At 43.3% G+C, this 19,562-nt stretch carries 18 protein-coding genes; 13 read left to right on the top strand and 5 right to left on the bottom strand.

From position 1 onward, the window contains the following. Positions 1-790: 790 nt before the first annotated feature. From JWQ34_RS06990 to JWQ34_RS06965, 6 genes are all read left to right on the top strand, one after another. Positions 791-1,717, top strand: a complete 927-nt coding sequence (locus tag JWQ34_RS06990) for an outer membrane protein assembly factor BamD (protein ID WP_299355872.1) — start codon at positions 791-793, stop codon at positions 1,715-1,717. Between the two features lie 11 nt (positions 1,718-1,728). Continuing rightward, the gene (locus tag JWQ34_RS06985) at positions 1,729-2,067 is read left to right on the top strand and encodes a DNA-directed RNA polymerase subunit omega (RefSeq protein WP_299355870.1); all 339 of its coding nucleotides are present in this window, start codon (positions 1,729-1,731) and stop codon (positions 2,065-2,067) included. 94 nt (positions 2,068-2,161) lie between these two features. Continuing rightward, a complete protein-coding gene (gene coaBC, locus JWQ34_RS06980; RefSeq protein WP_299355868.1) occupies positions 2,162-3,364 on the top strand; it encodes a bifunctional phosphopantothenoylcysteine decarboxylase/phosphopantothenate--cysteine ligase CoaBC in 1,203 nt (400 codons plus the stop codon). Beyond that, positions 3,361-4,257 (top strand): DUF4835 family protein, encoded by an 897-nt coding sequence (locus JWQ34_RS06975; protein WP_299355866.1) that lies wholly within the window; start codon positions 3,361-3,363, stop codon positions 4,255-4,257. Before coaBC ends, JWQ34_RS06975 begins: the two co-directional genes overlap by 4 nt. A 423-nt stretch (positions 4,258-4,680) precedes the next feature. Beyond that, the gene (locus JWQ34_RS06970) at positions 4,681-5,076 is read left to right on the top strand and encodes a VOC family protein (RefSeq protein ID WP_299355864.1); all 396 of its coding nucleotides are present in this window, start codon (positions 4,681-4,683) and stop codon (positions 5,074-5,076) included. 225 nt (positions 5,077-5,301) lie between these two features. After that, positions 5,302-5,763, top strand: coding sequence for a 5-fold beta-flower protein (locus JWQ34_RS06965; RefSeq protein ID WP_299355861.1), 462 nt, complete (start codon positions 5,302-5,304; stop codon positions 5,761-5,763). Positions 5,764-5,875: 112 nt separating this feature from the next. Here JWQ34_RS06965 and JWQ34_RS06960 read toward each other — a convergent pair whose 3' ends face one another. Continuing rightward, positions 5,876-6,856, bottom strand: coding sequence for a hypothetical protein (locus JWQ34_RS06960; protein ID WP_299355859.1), 981 nt, complete (start codon positions 6,854-6,856; stop codon positions 5,876-5,878). A 384-nt stretch (positions 6,857-7,240) separates the two neighbouring features. On the opposite strand from JWQ34_RS06960, the gene JWQ34_RS06955 reads away from it, so the two are divergent. Next, positions 7,241-7,663 carry a 5-fold beta-flower protein gene (locus JWQ34_RS06955; RefSeq protein ID WP_299355857.1) on the top strand — a complete coding sequence of 141 codons (423 nt, stop codon included), beginning with the start codon at positions 7,241-7,243 and terminating at the stop codon, positions 7,661-7,663. A gap of 179 nt (positions 7,664-7,842) precedes the next feature. Here the strand turns inward: JWQ34_RS06955 and JWQ34_RS06950 are convergent, their stop codons facing one another. Then, positions 7,843-7,995 carry a hypothetical protein gene (locus tag JWQ34_RS06950; RefSeq protein WP_299355855.1) on the bottom strand — a complete coding sequence of 51 codons (153 nt, stop codon included), beginning with the start codon at positions 7,993-7,995 and terminating at the stop codon, positions 7,843-7,845. A 221-nt stretch (positions 7,996-8,216) separates the two neighbouring features. Here JWQ34_RS06950 and JWQ34_RS06945 point away from each other — a divergent pair, with 221 nt between their 5' ends. After that, a complete protein-coding gene (locus JWQ34_RS06945) occupies positions 8,217-8,594 on the top strand; it encodes a hypothetical protein (RefSeq protein ID WP_299355853.1) in 378 nt (125 codons plus the stop codon). Positions 8,595-8,732: 138 nt separating this feature from the next. Here JWQ34_RS06945 and JWQ34_RS06940 read toward each other — a convergent pair whose 3' ends face one another. Continuing rightward, positions 8,733-9,764 (bottom strand): chemotaxis protein CheB, encoded by a 1,032-nt coding sequence (locus JWQ34_RS06940; RefSeq protein WP_299355851.1) that lies wholly within the window; start codon positions 9,762-9,764, stop codon positions 8,733-8,735. Positions 9,765-10,024: 260 nt separating this feature from the next. On the opposite strand from JWQ34_RS06940, the gene JWQ34_RS06935 reads away from it, so the two are divergent. From JWQ34_RS06935 to JWQ34_RS06920, 4 genes are all read left to right on the top strand, one after another. After that, a complete protein-coding gene (locus tag JWQ34_RS06935) occupies positions 10,025-10,399 on the top strand; it encodes a BlaI/MecI/CopY family transcriptional regulator (protein ID WP_299355849.1) in 375 nt (124 codons plus the stop codon). Between the two features lie 59 nt (positions 10,400-10,458). Next, on the top strand, positions 10,459-12,441 hold the full coding sequence (locus JWQ34_RS06930) for a M56 family metallopeptidase (protein ID WP_299355847.1): 1,983 nt from the start codon (positions 10,459-10,461) through the stop codon (positions 12,439-12,441). Positions 12,442-12,593: 152 nt separating this feature from the next. Continuing rightward, the gene (recN, locus tag JWQ34_RS06925) at positions 12,594-14,252 is read left to right on the top strand and encodes a DNA repair protein RecN (RefSeq protein ID WP_299355845.1); all 1,659 of its coding nucleotides are present in this window, start codon (positions 12,594-12,596) and stop codon (positions 14,250-14,252) included. 118 nt (positions 14,253-14,370) lie between these two features. Further along, positions 14,371-14,805, top strand: coding sequence for a cupin domain-containing protein (locus JWQ34_RS06920; RefSeq protein WP_299355843.1), 435 nt, complete (start codon positions 14,371-14,373; stop codon positions 14,803-14,805). A 210-nt stretch (positions 14,806-15,015) separates the two neighbouring features. Here JWQ34_RS06920 and JWQ34_RS06915 read toward each other — a convergent pair whose 3' ends face one another. Beyond that, a complete protein-coding gene (locus JWQ34_RS06915) occupies positions 15,016-17,286 on the bottom strand; it encodes a GH92 family glycosyl hydrolase (protein WP_299355841.1) in 2,271 nt (756 codons plus the stop codon). A 178-nt stretch (positions 17,287-17,464) separates the two neighbouring features. On the opposite strand from JWQ34_RS06915, the gene JWQ34_RS06910 reads away from it, so the two are divergent. Then, positions 17,465-18,277: an SDR family oxidoreductase gene (locus JWQ34_RS06910; RefSeq protein WP_299355839.1), complete on the top strand. Its 813-nt coding sequence runs from the start codon at positions 17,465-17,467 to the stop codon at positions 18,275-18,277. A 665-nt stretch (positions 18,278-18,942) separates the two neighbouring features. On the opposite strand, the gene JWQ34_RS06905 is transcribed toward JWQ34_RS06910, so the two are convergent. Beyond that, complete coding sequence (locus JWQ34_RS06905; RefSeq protein WP_299355837.1) at positions 18,943-19,350, bottom strand: hypothetical protein; 408 nt, start codon at positions 19,348-19,350, stop codon at positions 18,943-18,945. Between the last annotated feature and the right edge of the window lie 212 nt (positions 19,351-19,562).

Below are 19,562 nucleotides of genomic sequence, written 5' to 3'. Positions count from 1 at the left end.
AATAATAGAATCTGTTAATCATTGTATATATATCTTTATACAATATCTCTCCAGTTTCCTCTTTTCTCGCAAACCTCCTTGTCCAGCCTGCAGTGACCCGTTATTAGTTTGCAGTTATTGTTATTGCTAACTCCTCCCGCTTACTGCCAACTTTAAACTGCCAACTCTAAATTCGGCCCGCTTTTCTACATGATTTTCTATTTCCTAAAAGAACATTTGTCTTTGCCTCGCGGTTCAGATCTATTATGTTTTCACTTTTAACAGTGATTACTTTTTCAATTTTTTGTATCCGAAAATCGCTTTCGGTAACTCTTTTAATTTTGTCCCGTTTGTTTTGGGACTGCAAAGGTATGAACCTTTTTAACTTCTGCAAATTATATTTTAAATAATTTTTTGCTTGTATTTTGAAGTGTTATTAGAACAATCCGCTATCTCTTTTGCGGGCTGCAAAGGTACATATAGTTTTGACCCGTGCAAATAGTTTGTAAGAAATAATGAAAGTGTATTGTTAACACTTTGCAAATCAGCCTGAAAAAAATCAAGCAAAGTATTTGGTAGTTGGTATTAAGTAGCCAGACCAAGCTATTGTGTAAATAAACAAATTATAATGCCTTACTATATATAGTATCATCCATTTATTAAAATGGTGTACTATTATATACTAGTAGTTGATCCCAATCGTTAAAAGATGTTAAAATAGGCACCATATATATATATAGTAAAAAACACCTTATATATTAGCCTCTAAATAAAAAATTGACTGATTTATAATATTCCTTATCTTTGCAAAATGTTTAAAAAACAACTACCATTATTTGCCGGCTTATTAATAGTATTACTTTTCGCCATAATTGGGTGTAAAAGCAAGTACGATAAGCTAAAGCTAAGTAATGATAATGCTAAAAAATTCCAGGAAGGCAAGAGGCTGTACGAGAAGAAAGAATACGCCAAAGCATTGGGTTTATTTGAAACCCTGCTAACACGCTATCGCGGTACTGATGGCGCCACCGATTTGTTTTATTTGAATGCCATGGCTAACTATAAGTTGAAAGACTATACAGCCGCGGCTTATCACTTTAATGAGTTTGCTACTTCATACCCGTCTGACCCGAGAGCTGAAGAAGCCAGATTTTTAACGGCATATTGCTATTACCTTGATGCACCGGGTTTCTCGTTAGACCAGGAGAATACTTATAAGTGTATAGAGAAGCTGCAATTGTTTATTAACCTTTATCCAAAAAGCGAGCGTGTTGCTGAAGCAAGTAAATTGATACAGGACCTACGCGACCGTTTAGAGTTAAAAGCATACTCGAACGCTAAATTGTACTTAACTATTGGCGAAAATCAATCGGCAGTTATTGCGTTTGGTAATACGCTGCGCGATTACCCGGATACTAAATATGCAGAAGAGCTGGAGTTTTTAACCATCAAAGCGCAATATGAGTATGCGCACCAAAGCCGCGAGTACAAACAGGAAGAGCGTTATACACAAGCTATAACTTTTGCCGACCAGTTTACAGATAAATACCCAAAAAGTATTTATTTATCACAAGCGCAGAAACTAAAAAAAGATAGCGCAGCCGGTATACAGGATGCTAAAAGAATAATAGCCCAGGCAAACGATAACGAAAGACTTGCCCGCAAATTAGCCAGAAAAGACTCTGTATTTATACAGACCAGATCAGAAACACAGGACATTCATAAAAAAATGCCATAATCAAATAAGATATGAGTAACATTAATAATAACCCAACAAAACCTGCAATTGCAAACAGCACGGTAACCCGCGATTTACGCGAACTGGATGTAGAAACAGGAAACATTTATGAGTCGCTGGTAATTATGTCTAAAAGGGCAAACCAGATATCAAACAATGTTAAGGAAGAATTGCATGCAAAGCTTTCTGAATTTGCTTCATCAAACGATAACTTAGAAGAGATCTTTGAAAATCGTGAGCAAATTGAAATATCTAAACATTACGAAAGAATGCCTAAACCATCATTGGTTGCCGTTCAGGAATTTTTAGATGGTAAAATATACTATCGCAATCCGATAAAAGAAGCATAGTCTCCTTTTAATTCAAAAGTTTGAAGTCAAAATTCAAAAGCATTGGGCTACCTTTGTTTTGAATTTTGACTTTTTATTTTTTTACTTTAACAAGATGCTTGAGGGTAAAAATGTAGTTTTAGGTGTATGTGGCAGTATTGCTGCCTATAAATCGGCTTTATTGGTGAGGCTGCTTGTGAAGGCAGGAGCCAACGTACAAGTTATAATGACGCCCGATGCTACCAACTTTATTACGCCCTTAACGCTTTCTACCCTATCCAAAAACCCAGTTTATTCTGAATACTTTGCACCCGAAACCGGCGAATGGAACAACCACGTAGAACTGGGCCTTTGGGCCGATGTTTTGATCATTGCCCCAGCCAGCGCCAACACCCTGGCTAAAATGGCTAACGGATTGGTTGACAATTTGCTTACCGCCGTTTACCTATCAGCCAAATGCCCGGTGTACTTTGCCCCGGCAATGGATCTGGATATGTGGAAGCACCCGTCTACCACGGCTAATATTGAAACCCTGCATACTTTCGGTAATATCATGATAGCGCCCGGCACCGGCGAGCTGGCCAGTGGCCTGCATGGCGAGGGCCGTATGGCCGAACCGGAAGAGATTATGGCTTTCCTTACTGCTGATATTAAAAAGAAACTTCCTTTAGTGGGTAAGAAGGTATTGGTTACTGCCGGCCCCACTTATGAGGCTATAGACCCGGTGCGCTTTATAGGCAACCATTCATCAGGCAAGATGGGGTTTTCCATGGCTGATGAGTTAGCTCGCTTGGGTGCTGATGTTATATTGGTTTCTGGGCCATCTGCGCAGGTAAGTAAGCAGCGTTCTGTTAAACGTATTGATATAACTACCGCTGCCGAAATGCTGGAAGCCTGCCAACAGAACTATACCGATGCTAACGTATGTGTAATGAGCGCCGCCGTGGCCGATTACACGCCGGTTACCATCGCGCTGCAAAAGATAAAGAAGCAGGATGGCGGCCTTACCATCGAAACCAAAAAGACCACGGATATCTTAAAGTTCTTAGGCGATAACAAACAGCCGGGCCAACTGCTGGTAGGCTTTGCTTTGGAAACCAACAACGAAGAGCAGAACGCCATAGCTAAGCTTAAAAAGAAGAACCTGGACTTTATTGTGCTAAATTCGTTGAGTGATGCGGGGGCGGGTTTTAGGACTGATACCAATAAGATCACCATTATAGACCGCGACTTGCAAACTACCACCTTCGCCCTAAAAAGCAAGGAGGATGTAGCTAAGGATATCTGCCAAAAAATAGTAACCTTATTGATAAAATGAAGCAGTTAAGTATATGTATAGCGTTGTTTTTGTTGAGCCTAGCCGCCCGTGCGCAGGATTTAAACGCGCGTATAACCGTACTTACGCCTAAGGTCCAAACTACTAATAAGCGCGTGTTCCAATCGTTGGAGACAGCGATGAAGGACTTTTTGAACGGCCATAAATGGTTGACAGAAAACGTATTGCCACAAGAACGGTTAGACTGCAACTTCATCCTCAACATTACTACCTGGGATGGCGGCAGTAACTTCGCCGGCGAGCTGCAGGTACAATCCTCACGCCCGGTTTTTAACTCCAATTACAACACTACGCTGTTAAGTATTAATGATAAAGACTTCGAGTTTAGCTATACCGAGGGCCAAACCATCGACTATACCAACCAAAGCTTTCAATCAAACCTGGGCTCGGTAATGGCGTTTTACGCTTATGTTATAGCTGGGGTTGACAACGATACCTTTGCGCGTTACAGTGGCACGCCGTATTTTAACCTGGCCCAAACCGTGGTTACCAATGCGCAAGCGTCCAACTATAAGGGTTGGAAAGCGTTCGACAGTAATACTAACCGCTATTGGCTGGCCGAGAACCTTAATAACAAGGTATACGCCCCCCTCCGCAGCTTTATGTACGATTACCACCGCAATGGGCTGGATGTAATGGCCGACAACGCCACCAAGGGCCGCAAAGCCATATCGGCGCTGTTGCCTGCCCTTACGCAGTTAGACAGGCAACGACTGGGGGCCATGTTCCCACTGGTGTTTTTTACGGCTAAGTGCGATGAACTGATCTCGCTATACGCCCATACCGACCCGCAGCCACGTATAGACGCGCTCAACATCTTCACCAAGGCCGACCCTGCCAATGGTATCAAGTACCAGGAATTGCAGAAGAATTAACACCCCATTTTTTTCACCCTCTTTTTTCAAAAAAAATGGTGGAATATTTTAAAAAATCAGGGCGGTTTTTGTTGTTAGATTGATGACTTACAGAATTTTACACAAAACTGCGTACACCTGCAATGGGTGTACCTGCAACTGCCGTGGGGTGTGGCTGGTGTACCTGTAACTGCCAAAAACTGCCACTTTTTACCAAACTTTATACGTACTCATTGGTGCGTTAACTGCAACAGCCCCACCGGTTAAAAAACTTAACTTAAAATGTGGTGACAAAGTTACGTCACCATTTTATCAGGCAATGTTTCCGTACTTTGTAATGCCGGGCGAAGCGATAGATATTATGTCATTTCTGACATGTCGCGTGTTGAGGGCAATCAAAACATCTTTAATATCCCAATTGTTTATACCTTTAAATAAAAAATCATGCAACCGACAAAAATATGGGCCAACCTGGCCGTAAAAGATGTAGAGCACACCCGCAAGTTTTATACCGCGATAGGGTTTACATCAAACGAAGGGCGTAACAAGACCAATGAACTGACCAGCTTTAAAATTGGCGACAACGGTTTTGTGGTGCACTTTTTTTCGCATGATCATTTTAAAGACCCGGTAAATACCGGCACGGCCGACCTATCCGGTAGTAACGAAATAATGTTTACCCTTTGGGCCGATAGCCGCGAAGAAGCGGATGCCTGGGCCACCGAGGTGCGTAACGCCGGCGGCAACATCTTTAGCCAACCTGCCGAATTTGGCGCAGGCTACTATGGCTTTAGCTTCGAGGACCCGGACGGGCATAAATGGAACGTTTTTAATATGTAGTGAATTAATAATGCAAAAAGGGTGTCATACTGAGGTTCTCGAAGCATGCAGGCAAAGGCCTGTACGCCATACTTCAATGCGGCTCTGTAGAAATGCCCTGTTTTGGTTGGTACAGAATACCATTAGTGATAATTATCACCTAACGCGCTGCCCGTCATCATTTTAATTTATTTAATAAACAGGATTTTTGTATACATAAAATCCTGTTTATTAAATAAATTGATCATGAAAAAAATAAATCTTTTACTATCAATGATGTTAGCCATCATGATAGGCTTCTCTGTTACTGCGGTTGCACAAACAAAACCCAATACCGATGGCCAAATTTACATTAATGCCAAGGGCGGAATATATAATTCGGCAGGTGCCCGCTTGGGTTATATTGACAAAAACAATGTGGTTAAAGACAACGCCGATCGCAAATTATACTTTATTGACAAGGTCGGAAATGTGATAAGCGCTGATGGGCGAAGATTAGGTTTCGCTAAAATGAACGGATCGTTTGTTAACAATGCCGGCCAAAGTATAGTAACCACCAAAGATATCGATAAAGAAAATTGTGCAATTTTAGACCCGCAAGGGCATAATATAGGCACAACACATAAAAACTACAAGCTGCATGCCTGCGCCGCCCATTGCTACTGGCTAACTAAGGCAAAAGAAAAAGCCGCCAAAAATCTTAATTAGTTTAATTCCTGCCTTTGTTGGCGTAATGCCGGCAAGGGCTTTTTTATGCCGTAAGTTTTAGGCTGTGAGGTAGCCGGCAATTGCCAACGGGTGTCGATGTCCTTGATGGTGTTTATTTACCAAACACCAAATCTTCGCCTTTGTGCAGCACAACCCCTATTTGTTCTTTGCCGCCTTTGCGGCCGTTGTACCATAATAGCCATTGCTTGCCGTCAAAAATGGCGTAGGGTTTGTAAACCGCGCTGGCATCCCAGCCATCACCCGGACGGATGAGGGGATTTTGGGGGTGCCTTACCCAGTTATGGATCCCGTCTGCCGACCGTGCCGCGCCAATCTGGGCGTAGTCTACATCTCTAAACCCGATGTAGAACATTAAATAACCGTCCTTTTGTTTAATTACCTGGCAAGCGGTAACCTTTGCCTGTTCCCACTTATTAGCAGGGTCATTTTTAAAGATAGGGTTCTCTGTATTTTTTTTCCAGTTGATGCCGTCTGTACTGGTTGCGTAGCCGATGGCATCCGGTTCGTACTGTTCGCCGCCCGAGTACCACATTTTATAAATACCGGCTTTGGCATCCCAGATTACACTGGGGCACATTACCGATGTTTTCTCCCACGCCAACTCGGCGGACAGCACGGGTGTCTTGCTCATGCGGGTCCAGGCCCTGCCATCAGTACTGGTTGCGTAACCGATCCATGATTTCCCCGCGGCCTGGCCGGTATACCACATATGGTAAAGATTTCCTTTTTTAACCACGCAGGGCCGGTTTAAGTCCGACTCCCATTTATTGTCCGCGTTTGGCGTAAGTACCGACACCGGATCTGTCCAAGTTAACCCATTTTTACTGGTAGATAGCGCGACACTCTTCTGCGGCCGCCATGAACTCCACATGCTGTAGCCGTCACCATCACGCAGAACTGTAATATCAAATATTGTCCCGAAACTACCACCCAACACCGGGTTTTTATCATATTTTACCCAGCCGGCAACGGTTTCTTGGGCATGGCAGATGGTTGCAAAAATTAGGGTCAGGGCTATACCGGTTATTATCGGGTTAATGATATTGCTTGTTATTTTTTTTAAGTTTTTCATATTGGCCATATGGCTAAATTACAAAATATCGGTAATTGTTGATGATAATACTAACGATGGCAGAGCCGATATTAAAAGTGTAGGGCGTTGCCTGCGGCCCGGGTTATCCGCTCATACGCCTGCAGGCCTTAGGCTCAGTTTCTGCAAGAAATAACCAACCTGCAAATACCTGCTAACTGCAAACTAACAACTGCAAACTGGAAAAAGGGCCGGTATCCGCTGCTACCCCTAACGCGGGCATGGTGCAAAAAATCAAGGCAGGGGCAACCAAACCTGTATAGTCAAGTAAAAATAATATTTATTAACACCGTAAAAATCAATTAAAAACAATATTATTTATTGTAACTTTAATACAATCAATATTAACCCCTAAATATTTGTACAATGAAAAAGTTCCCCCTGCTTTTGTTAACCCTGTTAACAATCATTACCACCAATTCATTCACCTTAATTGCCCAAAAGGCCGCCACACCACAATTTATCATTAACTCCAGGGGCTGGCTGTTTAACAAGGCGGGCAACCAAATCGGCTACATCGACAAAAACGATGTGGTGCGCGACAACACGGACAAGGGCCTGTTCTCTGTCGACATGAGCGGAAAAGTTACCACTGCCGACGGCCGGCAGTTAGGCACCGTGAAAAAGAATGGATCGTACTGTAATGTTAAAGGCGAAAGCCTCCTACACATTAAATACGCCGGAAAGGACCAGTACCAAATTACCGATGCTACGGGCCACCCTTTAGGCAAAGCGCACAAAAATTACAAGCAGCACGCCTACGCCGCATTGTTACTGGCTAACCGCTAAAACCATCGCCAGGTAATTACGCCCACTCTGTCCGTAGCACTCCTTCAGATCGCGCGTATACCTGCCTACACCAATTAAACCTAACCTTGCATTTTATTGTAATACCGTTAAGGTCTTGCTGTTTGTGGCTTAATAAGCCGGCATCGGTATGGGCCTTAACGGTTTTCGAACTTGGGCGCTCAAAACTGGCGCGAGTATGCAGCGGTGGCAGGGTATAAGCATATAGCGCGGCCGTCTCTATCGGCGGAAACGCCCAAAACTTTATTCACGTTGCGCCTCTTGGCACAAAGGTACTCGCCCTTGTTAGTGTTATCACCAACAAGTACCGGCATGTTGGTTTTGTTGGTGATAACACCAACAAAGGCCTAGGATTTTGTGTACCTCCGCTGTTTGCGTCCGCACAAGCAACAGGACGCATAGTTTTCTGCGCCCCCTCAACAACAACTACCGGTTAAAAAATATTCTTTAAAATAAAATATAACTGCATAATTTAAAACAAACTATAAAACTACTTGTAGTAAGTTAATATAATCTTAAAGGAGGAGACGATATTATGAAAAGATCATTATTGATGATCGCTATAGTAGTTATAGCTATCACCGCCACATTTGGCCAGCAAAGACAATACCAAACCCAGGGCAGCAGAAACACGCGCACCACCCAGCAAACCCGGACCACCCAAACCCGTAACGGTTATGATAACGGCAGGAATGACAACAACACCACAACCCAGCAAACCCGGACTACCCAAACCCATAATGGTTATGATAACGGCAGGAATGCCAACAACACCACCACCCAGCAAACCCGGACCACCCAAACCCGTAACGGTTATGATAACGGCAGGAATAGCAACACGCGCACTGCCTACAACCACCGGTCGCACAGAAGGGTACGCATTTACCATCCAGACGACCGCAGAAGGTATTAAAACAGTAAATTTTTAAACAGCAATGCTGGTTTTAATAAATAGCCGTTTTTTTTAGTGCCAAATAGTTAGGTCCTTTCCGGATACCGGCGAGGGCTTTATTTTAATCTTTCAATGTTGTAATCAACGAGGTTGATTTTGTCACTTCGGCAGATCACTCCTGGTTGCTTTGTCATCCGCCAGCAGGAATGTCCTGATGCGGTCAATATGTAGCTGGGACAATTTTGCCCGCTCTGCGGCCGAACGGCCTTGAGCACTGCTTTGATCTTTCGCAAGTGTAGTTAGCAGGTTTTTTCTTTCTTCAAACATCCGCAACGCGGTCCACATTGTTTCTTCAATTTTTTTAGTTTGCTCGGCCAGCAACGCCGCCGCAGTGTAAGCGTGGCCGGTATGGCAACGGTATCTCAATTGGGGCCCTTTAGCTATCTTCCATAGCACACCGCCGCAACCCGGACAATTGAACGGCACCTGTTTGCCCAAGGCGTTTACCGAAGGCAGATCGCTCAATACCCGCTCGGCGATGATGGCTTCACGCTGAATATCTTTGGGGATCGCTTTTTGCCTGCCGGGCTTCCCGGCCACCAGCTTAGTAAGTATGCCACCCATTTCTGCGATAGTGATACAATAATCCACCTTGAGCTGGTTGAGGGCATTTTTAGGCATATCGGGATAGTCAGCCTCCTTTGGATCTTGCACTATACAAGTGCCTCCGCATCTTTTGATAGCTATGAGCCCGGCCGTTCCATCATCCAGGTAACCGGTTAGTATAATTCCGGTCGCCCTGTTTCCAAATGCAACTGCGGCCGATCGGAATAGTGGGTCGATGCCCGGGCGTGAACGGTTTTCCGGTGCACCTTTGGTAACATTAAGGCGTCCGTCTGTGCCAACCAGGAGGTGATGATCAGATGGCGCTAAATAAACATTGCCGGCTTGAATGATCTCTCCATGTACTGCATGGACGCATCTAAGTTTGCCTTGCTTGTTTAAGGCGTTTAAAAGTACATCGCCTGAAGCGTCTGCAGAAATATGCTGTACAATCAGCACCGGGGCCTGAAAGTTCTCCGGTAATTGCTCAACTAAATTAATCAGCGCATTCAACCCCCCGGCCGAAGCACCTACAACAATTAGTTGGCCGGTTTTATAATTGAAAGCTTTTGGAGTCGTGGTCTTCATTTGTTTATATGAACATCAAAAAACCGGAAAGGTTCTATCAGGAAAACAATGCGGTTATTTAGCTGATAGCTATCGGGTGGCAAAGCCCAATCCTCGCCCAAAAATTTCACTCCCACTGTAACATTCTCCCTTTTTAAACGCCTTATATACATCAGCATCAGTGCTTTTAACAAATTTTAACAAAAAAATATTTAAAACTATTTGCATATACGAAAACTATCGTACATCTTTGTACGAAGATATTCGTAGTAAAGGAAATTATGGAACTGAAACCAACAGAGAGCGAGCTTGAAATTTTACAGGTAATTTGGGAAAAGGGCCAATGCACCGTGCGCGATGTGCACGAGGAACTGACCCGCACCAAGGATGCCGGTTACACCACCACCCTTAAACTGATGCAGATAATGGCCGACAAAGGATTAGTTGAACGCGACACTAATGCTAAAACGCACTTATATAAAGCAGTAATAAGCCGTGAGCAGGCACAAGGCACCGCGCTGGATAAGATCCTGGACACGGTCTTTAAAGGCTCGACCGCCGACCTGGTGATACAGGCCCTCGGCCAGCACCGCGCATCGTCTGACGAGATTGATGCGATAAGGGAATATCTTAGGAAGTTTGAGAGTGGTAAGTAGTGAGTGATGAGTTTTGAGTAGTTAATTAAAGGTTAGTTAAAACAATAAACATTAATATCATGCAAAATCTGTTATATAACATCAGCCAGGTTTTAGGGATCACCATTGTACACTCGTTGTGGCAGGGGTTAATTATTTACATTGGGTTACGGCTGTTTATGCTGGTTTTCCCGGGTAAGTCGGCCGCTTTAAAGTATTGGGTAAGTTATGGTGCTTTAACGTTTATGCTGGGCTGGTTTGTTGTCACGCTATTTAATGAGCTGGGGCATTATAACTGGCTGTCTACAACGGCACTGCAAATTGCGCCTATCACACTGCCTGCGCTGATGCATGATGTTAACGCGCCGGCTAACAGGCTTTACTTTACCATATCGGGCTATATGCCTTACCTGACTATGCTGTATGTTGTCGGGTTGGTGTTTAATACCCTGCGCCTAACCCTGGCGTGGAACAGCATTTACCGCATCCGCCAAAATATAAGTGAGGCAGGCTTCGACAATACCATCAAACGCTTGTCGGCAACACTCGATATCAAAAATAAAATACAAGCCGCCTTTAGCGAGTGGGTGGATGTGCCTTGCATTACCGGCTTTATTAAGCCTATCATTTTGCTGCCGGTATCCATAACCTGTCATTTAACTACCGATGAAATTGAAGCCATATTGCTTCATGAACTGGCCCACATCAAACGCAACGATTACCTGTTAAACTTTATACAGCAGGTTATAGGTATCCTGTTGTTTTTTAACCCTTTCGCCAGGCTAATTGCCAAAACAATTAACGAAGAAAGAGAAAACTGCTGCGACGATATGGTTGTGCGCGTTACCGGCAGTCCGTTCATTTACGCACAAGCGCTGTTAAAACTCGAGGAAAACAAACAACATCAGTGGCAACTGGCCCTTGCCGCTACCACCAAAAAGTATGAATTATTAAACCGAATTGAACGTATCATGAAAACTAAAACACAAACCGTAAATATACGCCCCATACTAATTACAGTATTGGCCCTAACCTGCAGCATTAGCAGCATAGCCTGGTTAAACCCGGAAATTAAAAATGGTAAAGTAATTATTAAAAACGCGCCTGCCATACGCCTGGTAACCGCGGCAATTACCGGCCCGGCAGAACTGCCTAAACTACCGCCGGCGCCTAAGCATAAAAAGCACTTTACCGTAAAACTTGCCGATACCACAAAAGCCGCCCTTACCGATACCACCAAAAAGAAATACAAAATTGTAATTGAGGACGAGAACGGCAACAAAAAAGAATACAACTCTGTAAACGAAATGCCTGCGGCTGATAAAGAAGATTTTTTAAGTAAAGCTGCCGATATGCATTTCAGGATGGATGATTCAATGCACATGAAAATGCGTAATTTTTATCAAAGCGATGCCTTCAAAAAGCAGCAAAAAGCGATGGTAGAGCAATCTATGGCGATGGCTAAACAGTTTAACAGCCCAGAGTGGAAGAAACAGCAAAAGTTGATGATTGAAAAATCTATGGCGATGACCAAACAGTTTAACAGCCCTAAGTTTAAAAAGCAAATAGAAGCCATGGCAAAGTCGGGCGCTGATATGGCTAAACATTATGATAGCCCTGAATTTAAAAAACAGGTAGAGGACATGGCAAAAGCCGGCGAAGACATGGGTAAATACTATGACAGCCCTGAGTTTAAGAAAAAGGCAGAAGACATGGCTAAATATTATGATAGCCCCGAATTTAAAAAGCAAATAGAGGGAATGACCAAATATTACGACAGCCCTAAATTTAAAAAACAGGTTGAAGATATGGCCAAATATTATGACAGCCCTAAGTTTAAAAAACAAATAAAGGACATGACCAAGTATTATGATAGCCCTAAATTTAAGAAACAAATAGAAGAGATGCAGAAAATGGAGGTCGACTTACAAGCGAAGGAAGCAGGCAAAAAGCAGGAAAAAGCCGACAGGAAAGAAGAACAAAAAGCACGCGAAGCTGAAGAAAAAGATAAAGCATCACAGAAAGAGGTAAAACCGGCAGCTACAGAAAATATACCTTTATAAACCTAATTAATGCGCAATTTAGACTTACGAAGTCTTATAAACTTCGTAAGTCTTTAACGAGGCCTTAAAAAAATATCAACATCGACTTAAACTTCGTAAGTCTTTATGTAGTAAATTGTAATTTAGTATCCTCCAAACAAGGATACTTTTTTATGCTTCAAAAACTCAGTATAAGTAATTACGCTTTAATTGATACCCTTGAAATTAGTTTCGATGGCGGCCTAAATATCTTAACCGGCGAAACCGGCGCGGGTAAATCTATTATCCTCGGTGCGCTTTCGCTTATCCTGGGTCAGCGGGCAGAGAGCCGGTACTTTTTTAATCAGCAAAAAAAATGTGTTATTGAAGGCACTTTTAAAATTGCCAATTTCCACCTTAAAACTTTTTTTGAAGATAACGACCTTGACTACGAGGCCGAAACCGTACTAAGGCGCGAGATTTCTGCCGATGGCAAGTCGCGCTCATTTGTAAATGATACGCCGGTAAATTTAAACTCGCTTAAATTATTAGGCGAAAAGCTGATCGATATCCACTCGCAGCATGCTACGTTGGAGATCAACGACCCCGAGTTTCAGTTATTGGTGGTTGATTCGGTGGCTAAGCATCCTGATCTTTTAACTGAATATCAAACCAAATTTCGCGCTTATAAAAAATCAACTACTAAATTACAGCAGTTAATAGACGAAAGCAGTAAAGCCAAAGCCGACCTGGACTATTACCAGTTCCAGTATGATGAGTTGGAGAAAGCCGGCCTATCAGCAGATGAGCAGGAGCAATTAGAACAAGAACTTTATGCTCTAAACAATGCCGAAGAAATAAAACGCAACCTGCTTAGTGCAAACTATTTAATGCAGGATAGCGATGCCGCGGCATTAACGCAATTACGCGAAGCAGGGCAACAGTTAGGGTCACTTGTAAAATTTAACCCGCAGATAGAAGAATTGCAGGAACGGTTAAACAGTACCATCATCGAGCTTAAAGATATATCAGCCGAGATAGAAAATATAGAACAACGCACCCATACTAATGAACCCCGCGCAGCGGATGTCAATACGCGTTTAAGTATCATTTACAACTTGCAGAAAAAGCATCGTTTAAATACTAATGTCGAACTATTGCAATTGCAGGACGAACTGTCAGGCAAGATTCAGCAAGCTGTTTTTGGTGACGAGGTTATTGAGAAACTACAACAACAAATCAGCCTGGATAAAAAAGAACTGGAAGACATGGCCGCGCAATTATCAGCCAACAGATTAAAAGCTATCCCGGTGATTGAAGAACAGGTGCTGCAAACATTGGCGGAGATGGGTATGGCTAATTCGGCTTTGACTATCGAATCAACAACCACATCAGAGCTTACAAAAAATGGGACTGACATTGTGCGTTTCTTATTCTCGGCCAACAAGGGCCATGCCTTAGCCGAAATGAGCAAAGTAGCATCGGGTGGTGAGCTGTCGCGATTAATGCTGAGCATAAAATCGCTGATCGCTAAAAACACGGCCTTGCCTACCATTATTTTTGACGAGATTGATACAGGTGTATCCGGCGAGGTGGCTAATAAAGTGGGGCAAATTATGGAGCAATTATCCGGCAATCTGCAGGTAATCACCATTACACACTTACCGCAAATTGCCAGCAAGGGCCAAAGCCATTACTTTGTTTTTAAAGACGATGAAGCCGACACCACCCGCACCCGCATTAAACAATTAGATAACAACGAGCGTATTTTAGAAATAGCCAAAATGTTAAGCGGCGATAAACCGGGCGAAAGCGCATTGCAGAATGCAAGGGAGCTGCTCGGCAGTTTGTAGTTGGCAGTTGGCATAAAAAAACAGGGCTGTCACCCTGAGGCACTCGAAGGGTGAGCGTAAAGGCCAGCCCGCATGCTTCGAGAACCTCAGCATGACACCCATTAAAATATTTAATACTATGAAACTCAACTTCCACCTCCCAACTTTCCTCATCACCGCTTTAGCATTTTCCTTACTTTTCCTGGCGGGATTTACGTTTGTACAGCAAGACAAAGGTTACGTGCTTGATCATGAAAAAGATATCGCTGTTGATGATGTTGGTCCGCATAATGGTGGCGGTAAGAGTACGGCTTATCCCTTCTTTGGTAAATTTAAAGGCAATAAGGTTACTTTTCGCAAGCGGATTTTGCATCCGGGGTCGTCAATAGGTTATCACTTGCAGGAAGCACAAGAGATCTATTATATCCTTAATGGTAATGGCGAGCTGCAAATGAACGGCAAAACCATCCACGTAACTACCGGCGATGGTATATTAACTTTACCGGGTAGCAGCCATGGTATTAAGCCCGCGGGTAATGAAGATCTGTCGATGCTGATTGTTTACCAGAACTAATTTAACATAAGCTCGGGATAATAGCGCCGTAGGTGCTAAAGGTCGGTAGTAGGAAAAATAAATCAGAAACCCGTGCCGTCAGGTACGAAACTTGCGAAGTAGCGTACCTGACGGCACGCTATCGAATATATAATGTGTTTTTACTACCGACCTTTTGCGCCTACGGCGCATTTGCAAATATTTAACTTAATGACATTGCCCGATGGGGTCTTATTTCGTAAGTGCGGATAATGAAAACGGTCTGTCACCCATATCAGTACCGCGACTTTTATTAGGCTGTGCTCCCATTTGTAATATCAACGTGCCGCCATTCATCAAATCCGCATAGGTAATATAATTGGCGCTGTAGGTTCTCCCGTTTAAGGTTGCCGATTGTATGTACACGTTAGTTTTGCTGTTGTTGTTGGCTATCACTGTAAATTTCTTTCCGTTTTCTAAACTAACAGTGGCCTTACCAAATACCGGGCTGCCAATTACATATTGATCTGTACCGGGGCATACGCTATACAGCCCCAGAGCACTGATAACATACCACGATGACATTTGCCCCTGATCCTCATCGCCGGGATAACCCTTAGGGCCCGCGTTGTATAGTTTATCCATGATCTGCCGCACACGGTATTGAGTTTTCCATGGCTGGCCCACATAATTATAAAGGTAGGGCACATGCATATCGGGCTCGTTACCATGCGCGTACTGGCCCATTTTGGCCAACTGCATTTCGGTCATCTCGTGAATCTGTTGTTTGTAGGTGCCTACTTTAACATTGCTGTTGGTCGTAAAAAAAGTATCCAGTTTGGCGGCAAATTTGTCTTCGCCACCCATTAGTTTAATCAACCCGTTCACATCCTGGAAAACCGACCAGCTATATTGCCATGAGTTTCCTTCTGTAAAAGGGCCTCCCCATTCTATCGGGTCAAAATCCGGCAGCCAATTTCCATCACGCAGTTTGCCGCGCATAAAACCAACTTCGGGGTCGTATAGGTTTTTGTAATTATACATCTGGCGGGCAAAGATCTGCTGGTAAAGAGTGTTACCTGTCATTTTTGCCAGGTTGTAGGCGCAAAAATCATCATAGGCATATTCCAGAGTTTTGGCGCCATATTCAAACACCTCGCCTTTTGGTATATATCCTAATTCAAAATAATCTTTCCAGCCTTCGCGCCCGTTCGACCCACCCCAAAAACCTTTATTTGTAGCCTCGTGCAGGTAAGCTGCCAGCGCCTGTTTAGGGTCAAACGTGCGGATGCCTTTTGCCCAGGCATCTGCCAGTAATGAAATAGCATGGTTGCCCAGCATTACACCAGACATCCCCGGGTTTGACCACGCCGGGAAAAAGCCACATTGCTGTTGCGCATCTAATAAACTTTGCATGTAACGGCCCTGCATTTCGGGGTGCAGAATATTACTTAAAGGAAATTGAGCCCTGAAAGTATCCCAAAAACCATTATCAGTATACATGTATCCGTTGTGTATCTTACTATCGTAAGGGCTAAAGTAATAGGGTTTACCGTCCTTACCCAGATCATAAAACTTACGCGAGAATAAATTGGCCCTAAACAAGCACGAGTAAAAAGTGGCTTTTTCATCCTCGGTACCACCTTCCACAGCTACGCGGCCCAGCATATCGTTCCATATTTTGGTGGCCGCGGCCTGGGTTTGCTCAAAGGTTTTAAATGGCTTTAGCTCAGTATCAAAATTAAGTTGTGCCTGTTCCGCGTTGATGTATGACGATGCCATCTTACACTCAACCATCGCGCCTTTTTTAAACTGAAAGTAAGCGCCAATGGCTTTGCCACTTTTTGTTTTTTCGTCTTTGGTTATCAGCTTGTCCTTTTTTTGCCAGGTGCCATAGGCGGTAAATGGTTGGTTAAATTGTATAACAAAGTAATTTTTAAACCCTTTGGGGATAAATGTACCATTGGTTACAAAGCCGATGATCTTATGCTCTTCGGGTATGATTTGTAACTCGCAATCGCCGCGATAGCCGTCAAAAATCACATAATTATCAGCTTTACCAGTGAAGCTAAAACGCATGTGCGCGCCTCGCTCGGTAACGGTTACACCCGCGGCCATGCCGTTATCAAATTTTACTTTATAGTAGCTTGGTTTGGCAATTTCATTTTCGTGTTTAAAGGCGGCGGCCCGGTCATCATCCGTCACCTTCAGCTCACCCTGTACCGGCATTAATGAAAACACGGCATAATCGCCCATCCACGGGCTGCACTGGTGCACTTGCTCAAAACCGCGGATCTCGCCGGCTTGGTACTGGTATTTCCAACCCTCACCGTTTTTGTTAGTTTGTGGCGAATAAAAATGTTCGGCAAATGGCAATCCAATTGTAGGGTAAGTGCTGCCGTAAGAAAGCCCGTAGTTGGAATAGGTGCCTTGCAGCGTGTTAACATATTTAACATAGTCTTGCGCATGGGCAACTGTAAAACAGGTCGTCAACGCTGCTATAAGGACAAAAGGCTTTTTCATTTTTAATAATTGGTAAACCAAAGAAAGCATTTCATAGCTATCTTTTCTAGTCTTTGATAAATAATATTATTTACCGCCTTTATTATCTATTGCATTACAGCAGCGTACGTAGTTTTTATATTTAATTGTAATTGAGGAAATACCTACCTTTGCCACCATTATAAACAAAAATCAAAACATGGCTTATAATTTATTAAAAGGTAAAAAAGGAATAATTTTTGGCGCATTAGACGAAAACTCTATCGCCTGGAAAACCGCCCAGCATTGTTATGCAGAAGGCGCTCAAATTGTGTTAACCAATGCTCCTATCGCTTTGCGCATGGGTACCATAAATAAACTGGCCGACGAAATTAAGGCCCCGGTTATCCCTGCCGACGTTACTGTTGCCGCGGATATCGAAAACTTGTTCACCCAGGCTATGGAGCATTTTGGCGGACCGGTTGATTTTGTTTTACACTCGATAGGCATGAGCATTAACGTGCGCAAAGGCATACCTTATTACGAAAACAATTACGAGTTTACCCACAAGGGATTTGATATATCGGCATTGAGCTTGCACCGTGTGCTGCAAACCGCCATGAAAATGGATGCGATAAGCGAGTGGGGATCGGTTGTAGCATTAACTTACATTGCTTCACAACGTGTATTCCCTGATTATAATGACATGAGCGATAACAAAGCGGTGCTGGAAAGCATTGCCCGTAACTTTGGTTACTATTATGGCACCAAAAAGAAAGTGCGTATCAATACCGTATCTCAATCGCCAACCCGCACCACTGCCGGATCGGGCGTTAAAGGATTTGACGGCTTTATAAATTATGCCGAAAAGATGAGTCCGCTAGGAAATGCAAGTGCTGACGAATGCGCTGATTACTGCGTGACTTTATTCTCTGACTTGACTAAAATGGTTACCATGCAAAATCTTTTCCATGATGGCGGGTTCTCTTTCACCGGAGTTACAGCTGCTGTTATTGAGCAAATGGAAAAATAGGTTTACTCAAATCAAAATATTTAAAAAGCTAACCTCTGTGGTTGGCTTTTTTTGTTCGGTCTAATCGCTTGGTGACGCTCTTAGCCGCTAAGGCCAGTTACGTTTTTCGCAGTTGTTTGTTTTTTCAATGTGCTCAAGAGGGCTACGCCGCATGTCTTGATACAAAAATAACCAAAAGATCAAGTCAGGCCGATCGCTGCCACCTCACGGGCAAGACTCCCGGCCGCGCGCCCTGACAGGCCTTTACGCTTTTTTTATTGTGCACAAATAGCCGAATCTCGGTTATGGCGGTAATGTCAGACGAAAAGCTTCGGGCGAAAATAGGTAAAACAAGTTGGACTGTGCGGTTGGAAGGGCATAGCGTCTTTTTGCCAGGGCAATGGCTGTGCGATATGGAGCAAAATTATGCAGTCCGTGGTTTTAACTGCTTTGCAGGCAAAAGCCCGCGCGGCAAAGAAGCCTCTCGTCTGACTTGATTTATTCACCTATTTTTGTTTTTATGGGTGTTCATGAGGTCGCTACGCTTAGTTTTTGGTTCTTTTTCATCTAAGGAAAAAGAACTAGGCCTTAGCGGCCAAGAGCGTCACCAAGCGATAGGTAAGCCGGGATCAAACGCAAAAAGCCAACCTTTCGGTCAGCTTTTTTTATACCGCATTGATTTATTATTAACTAGATGGCACCAAAACCAATTTCACAACGATATCGCTGGTTGGTTTAACCGGTGCGCCGGTTATTGGCTGAGAATATAGTATTAAATGACCGCCCTGGCTATCTACATAATGGAAATAGCTGTATGATACATTATTGTAAACTTCGGGTATTTGCTCATACACTCCTTTAAAGAAAGAGAAGTACACCAACGTAGCGCCATTATTGTTAAAGAAATCGTCAATAGCCGGCGCTTTAAGCGATACCGAATCTGATTTACCATCCTTAGTTTGTGCCCAGCTGTTTGCAGCTACGGTAACAGTATAAGTTTGAGCAGGATTAACGTTGGTTACGTATGTCTTTTTGCAAGACGCTAATGCCGCCACTACCAGGGCTGCGCACGCTATAGATAACATTTTTTTCATAGTGATATTATTTTTTACACAAGTAAGATGTTTTTAGAACGCAAAGGTTTAATGTTTAGTTTGTTTTTTTTATTTTTTTTGTAAGATGTATAAGACTTATGAAGTTTAATTGGGTATTGTTTGTTTCTAAAGGCTCATTGAGGGCTTCGCCGTTTAAAACTTCGTAAGTTTCTCTTAACAAACAAAGAGCCCCCAAAATTGGAGGCTCTTTG

The organism is Mucilaginibacter sp., from assembly GCF_028288185.1.
Lineage (GTDB): Bacteria > Bacteroidota > Bacteroidia > Sphingobacteriales > Sphingobacteriaceae > Mucilaginibacter.
The sequence above is the reverse complement of the archived record's forward strand: the minus strand, read 5'-3'. Positions and strand labels throughout refer to the sequence as shown.

Bases quoted from the DNA above. Each gene is read 5' to 3' on its own strand.
- JWQ34_RS06990 (WP_299355872.1), top strand. From the start codon at position 791: ATGTTTAAAAAACAACTACCATTATTTGCCGGCTTATTAATAGTATTA.
- JWQ34_RS06985 (WP_299355870.1), top strand. From the start codon at position 1,729: ATGAGTAACATTAATAATAACCCAACAAAACCTGCAATTGCAAACAGC.
- coaBC (WP_299355868.1), top strand. From the start codon at position 2,162: ATGCTTGAGGGTAAAAATGTAGTTTTAGGTGTATGTGGCAGTATTGCT.
- JWQ34_RS06975 (WP_299355866.1), top strand. From the start codon at position 3,361: ATGAAGCAGTTAAGTATATGTATAGCGTTGTTTTTGTTGAGCCTAGCC.
- JWQ34_RS06970 (WP_299355864.1), top strand. From the start codon at position 4,681: ATGCAACCGACAAAAATATGGGCCAACCTGGCCGTAAAAGATGTAGAG.
- JWQ34_RS06965 (WP_299355861.1), top strand. From the start codon at position 5,302: ATGAAAAAAATAAATCTTTTACTATCAATGATGTTAGCCATCATGATA.
- JWQ34_RS06960 (WP_299355859.1), bottom strand. From the start codon at position 6,856: ATGAAAAACTTAAAAAAAATAACAAGCAATATCATTAACCCGATAATA.
- JWQ34_RS06955 (WP_299355857.1), top strand. From the start codon at position 7,241: ATGAAAAAGTTCCCCCTGCTTTTGTTAACCCTGTTAACAATCATTACC.
- JWQ34_RS06950 (WP_299355855.1), bottom strand. From the start codon at position 7,995: ATGCCGGTACTTGTTGGTGATAACACTAACAAGGGCGAGTACCTTTGT.
- JWQ34_RS06945 (WP_299355853.1), top strand. From the start codon at position 8,217: ATGAAAAGATCATTATTGATGATCGCTATAGTAGTTATAGCTATCACC.
- JWQ34_RS06940 (WP_299355851.1), bottom strand. From the start codon at position 9,764: ATGAAGACCACGACTCCAAAAGCTTTCAATTATAAAACCGGCCAACTA.
- JWQ34_RS06935 (WP_299355849.1), top strand. From the start codon at position 10,025: ATGGAACTGAAACCAACAGAGAGCGAGCTTGAAATTTTACAGGTAATT.
- JWQ34_RS06930 (WP_299355847.1), top strand. From the start codon at position 10,459: ATGCAAAATCTGTTATATAACATCAGCCAGGTTTTAGGGATCACCATT.
- recN (WP_299355845.1), top strand. From the start codon at position 12,594: ATGCTTCAAAAACTCAGTATAAGTAATTACGCTTTAATTGATACCCTT.
- JWQ34_RS06920 (WP_299355843.1), top strand. From the start codon at position 14,371: ATGAAACTCAACTTCCACCTCCCAACTTTCCTCATCACCGCTTTAGCA.
- JWQ34_RS06915 (WP_299355841.1), bottom strand. From the start codon at position 17,286: ATGAAAAAGCCTTTTGTCCTTATAGCAGCGTTGACGACCTGTTTTACA.
- JWQ34_RS06910 (WP_299355839.1), top strand. From the start codon at position 17,465: ATGGCTTATAATTTATTAAAAGGTAAAAAAGGAATAATTTTTGGCGCA.
- JWQ34_RS06905 (WP_299355837.1), bottom strand. From the start codon at position 19,350: ATGAAAAAAATGTTATCTATAGCGTGCGCAGCCCTGGTAGTGGCGGCA.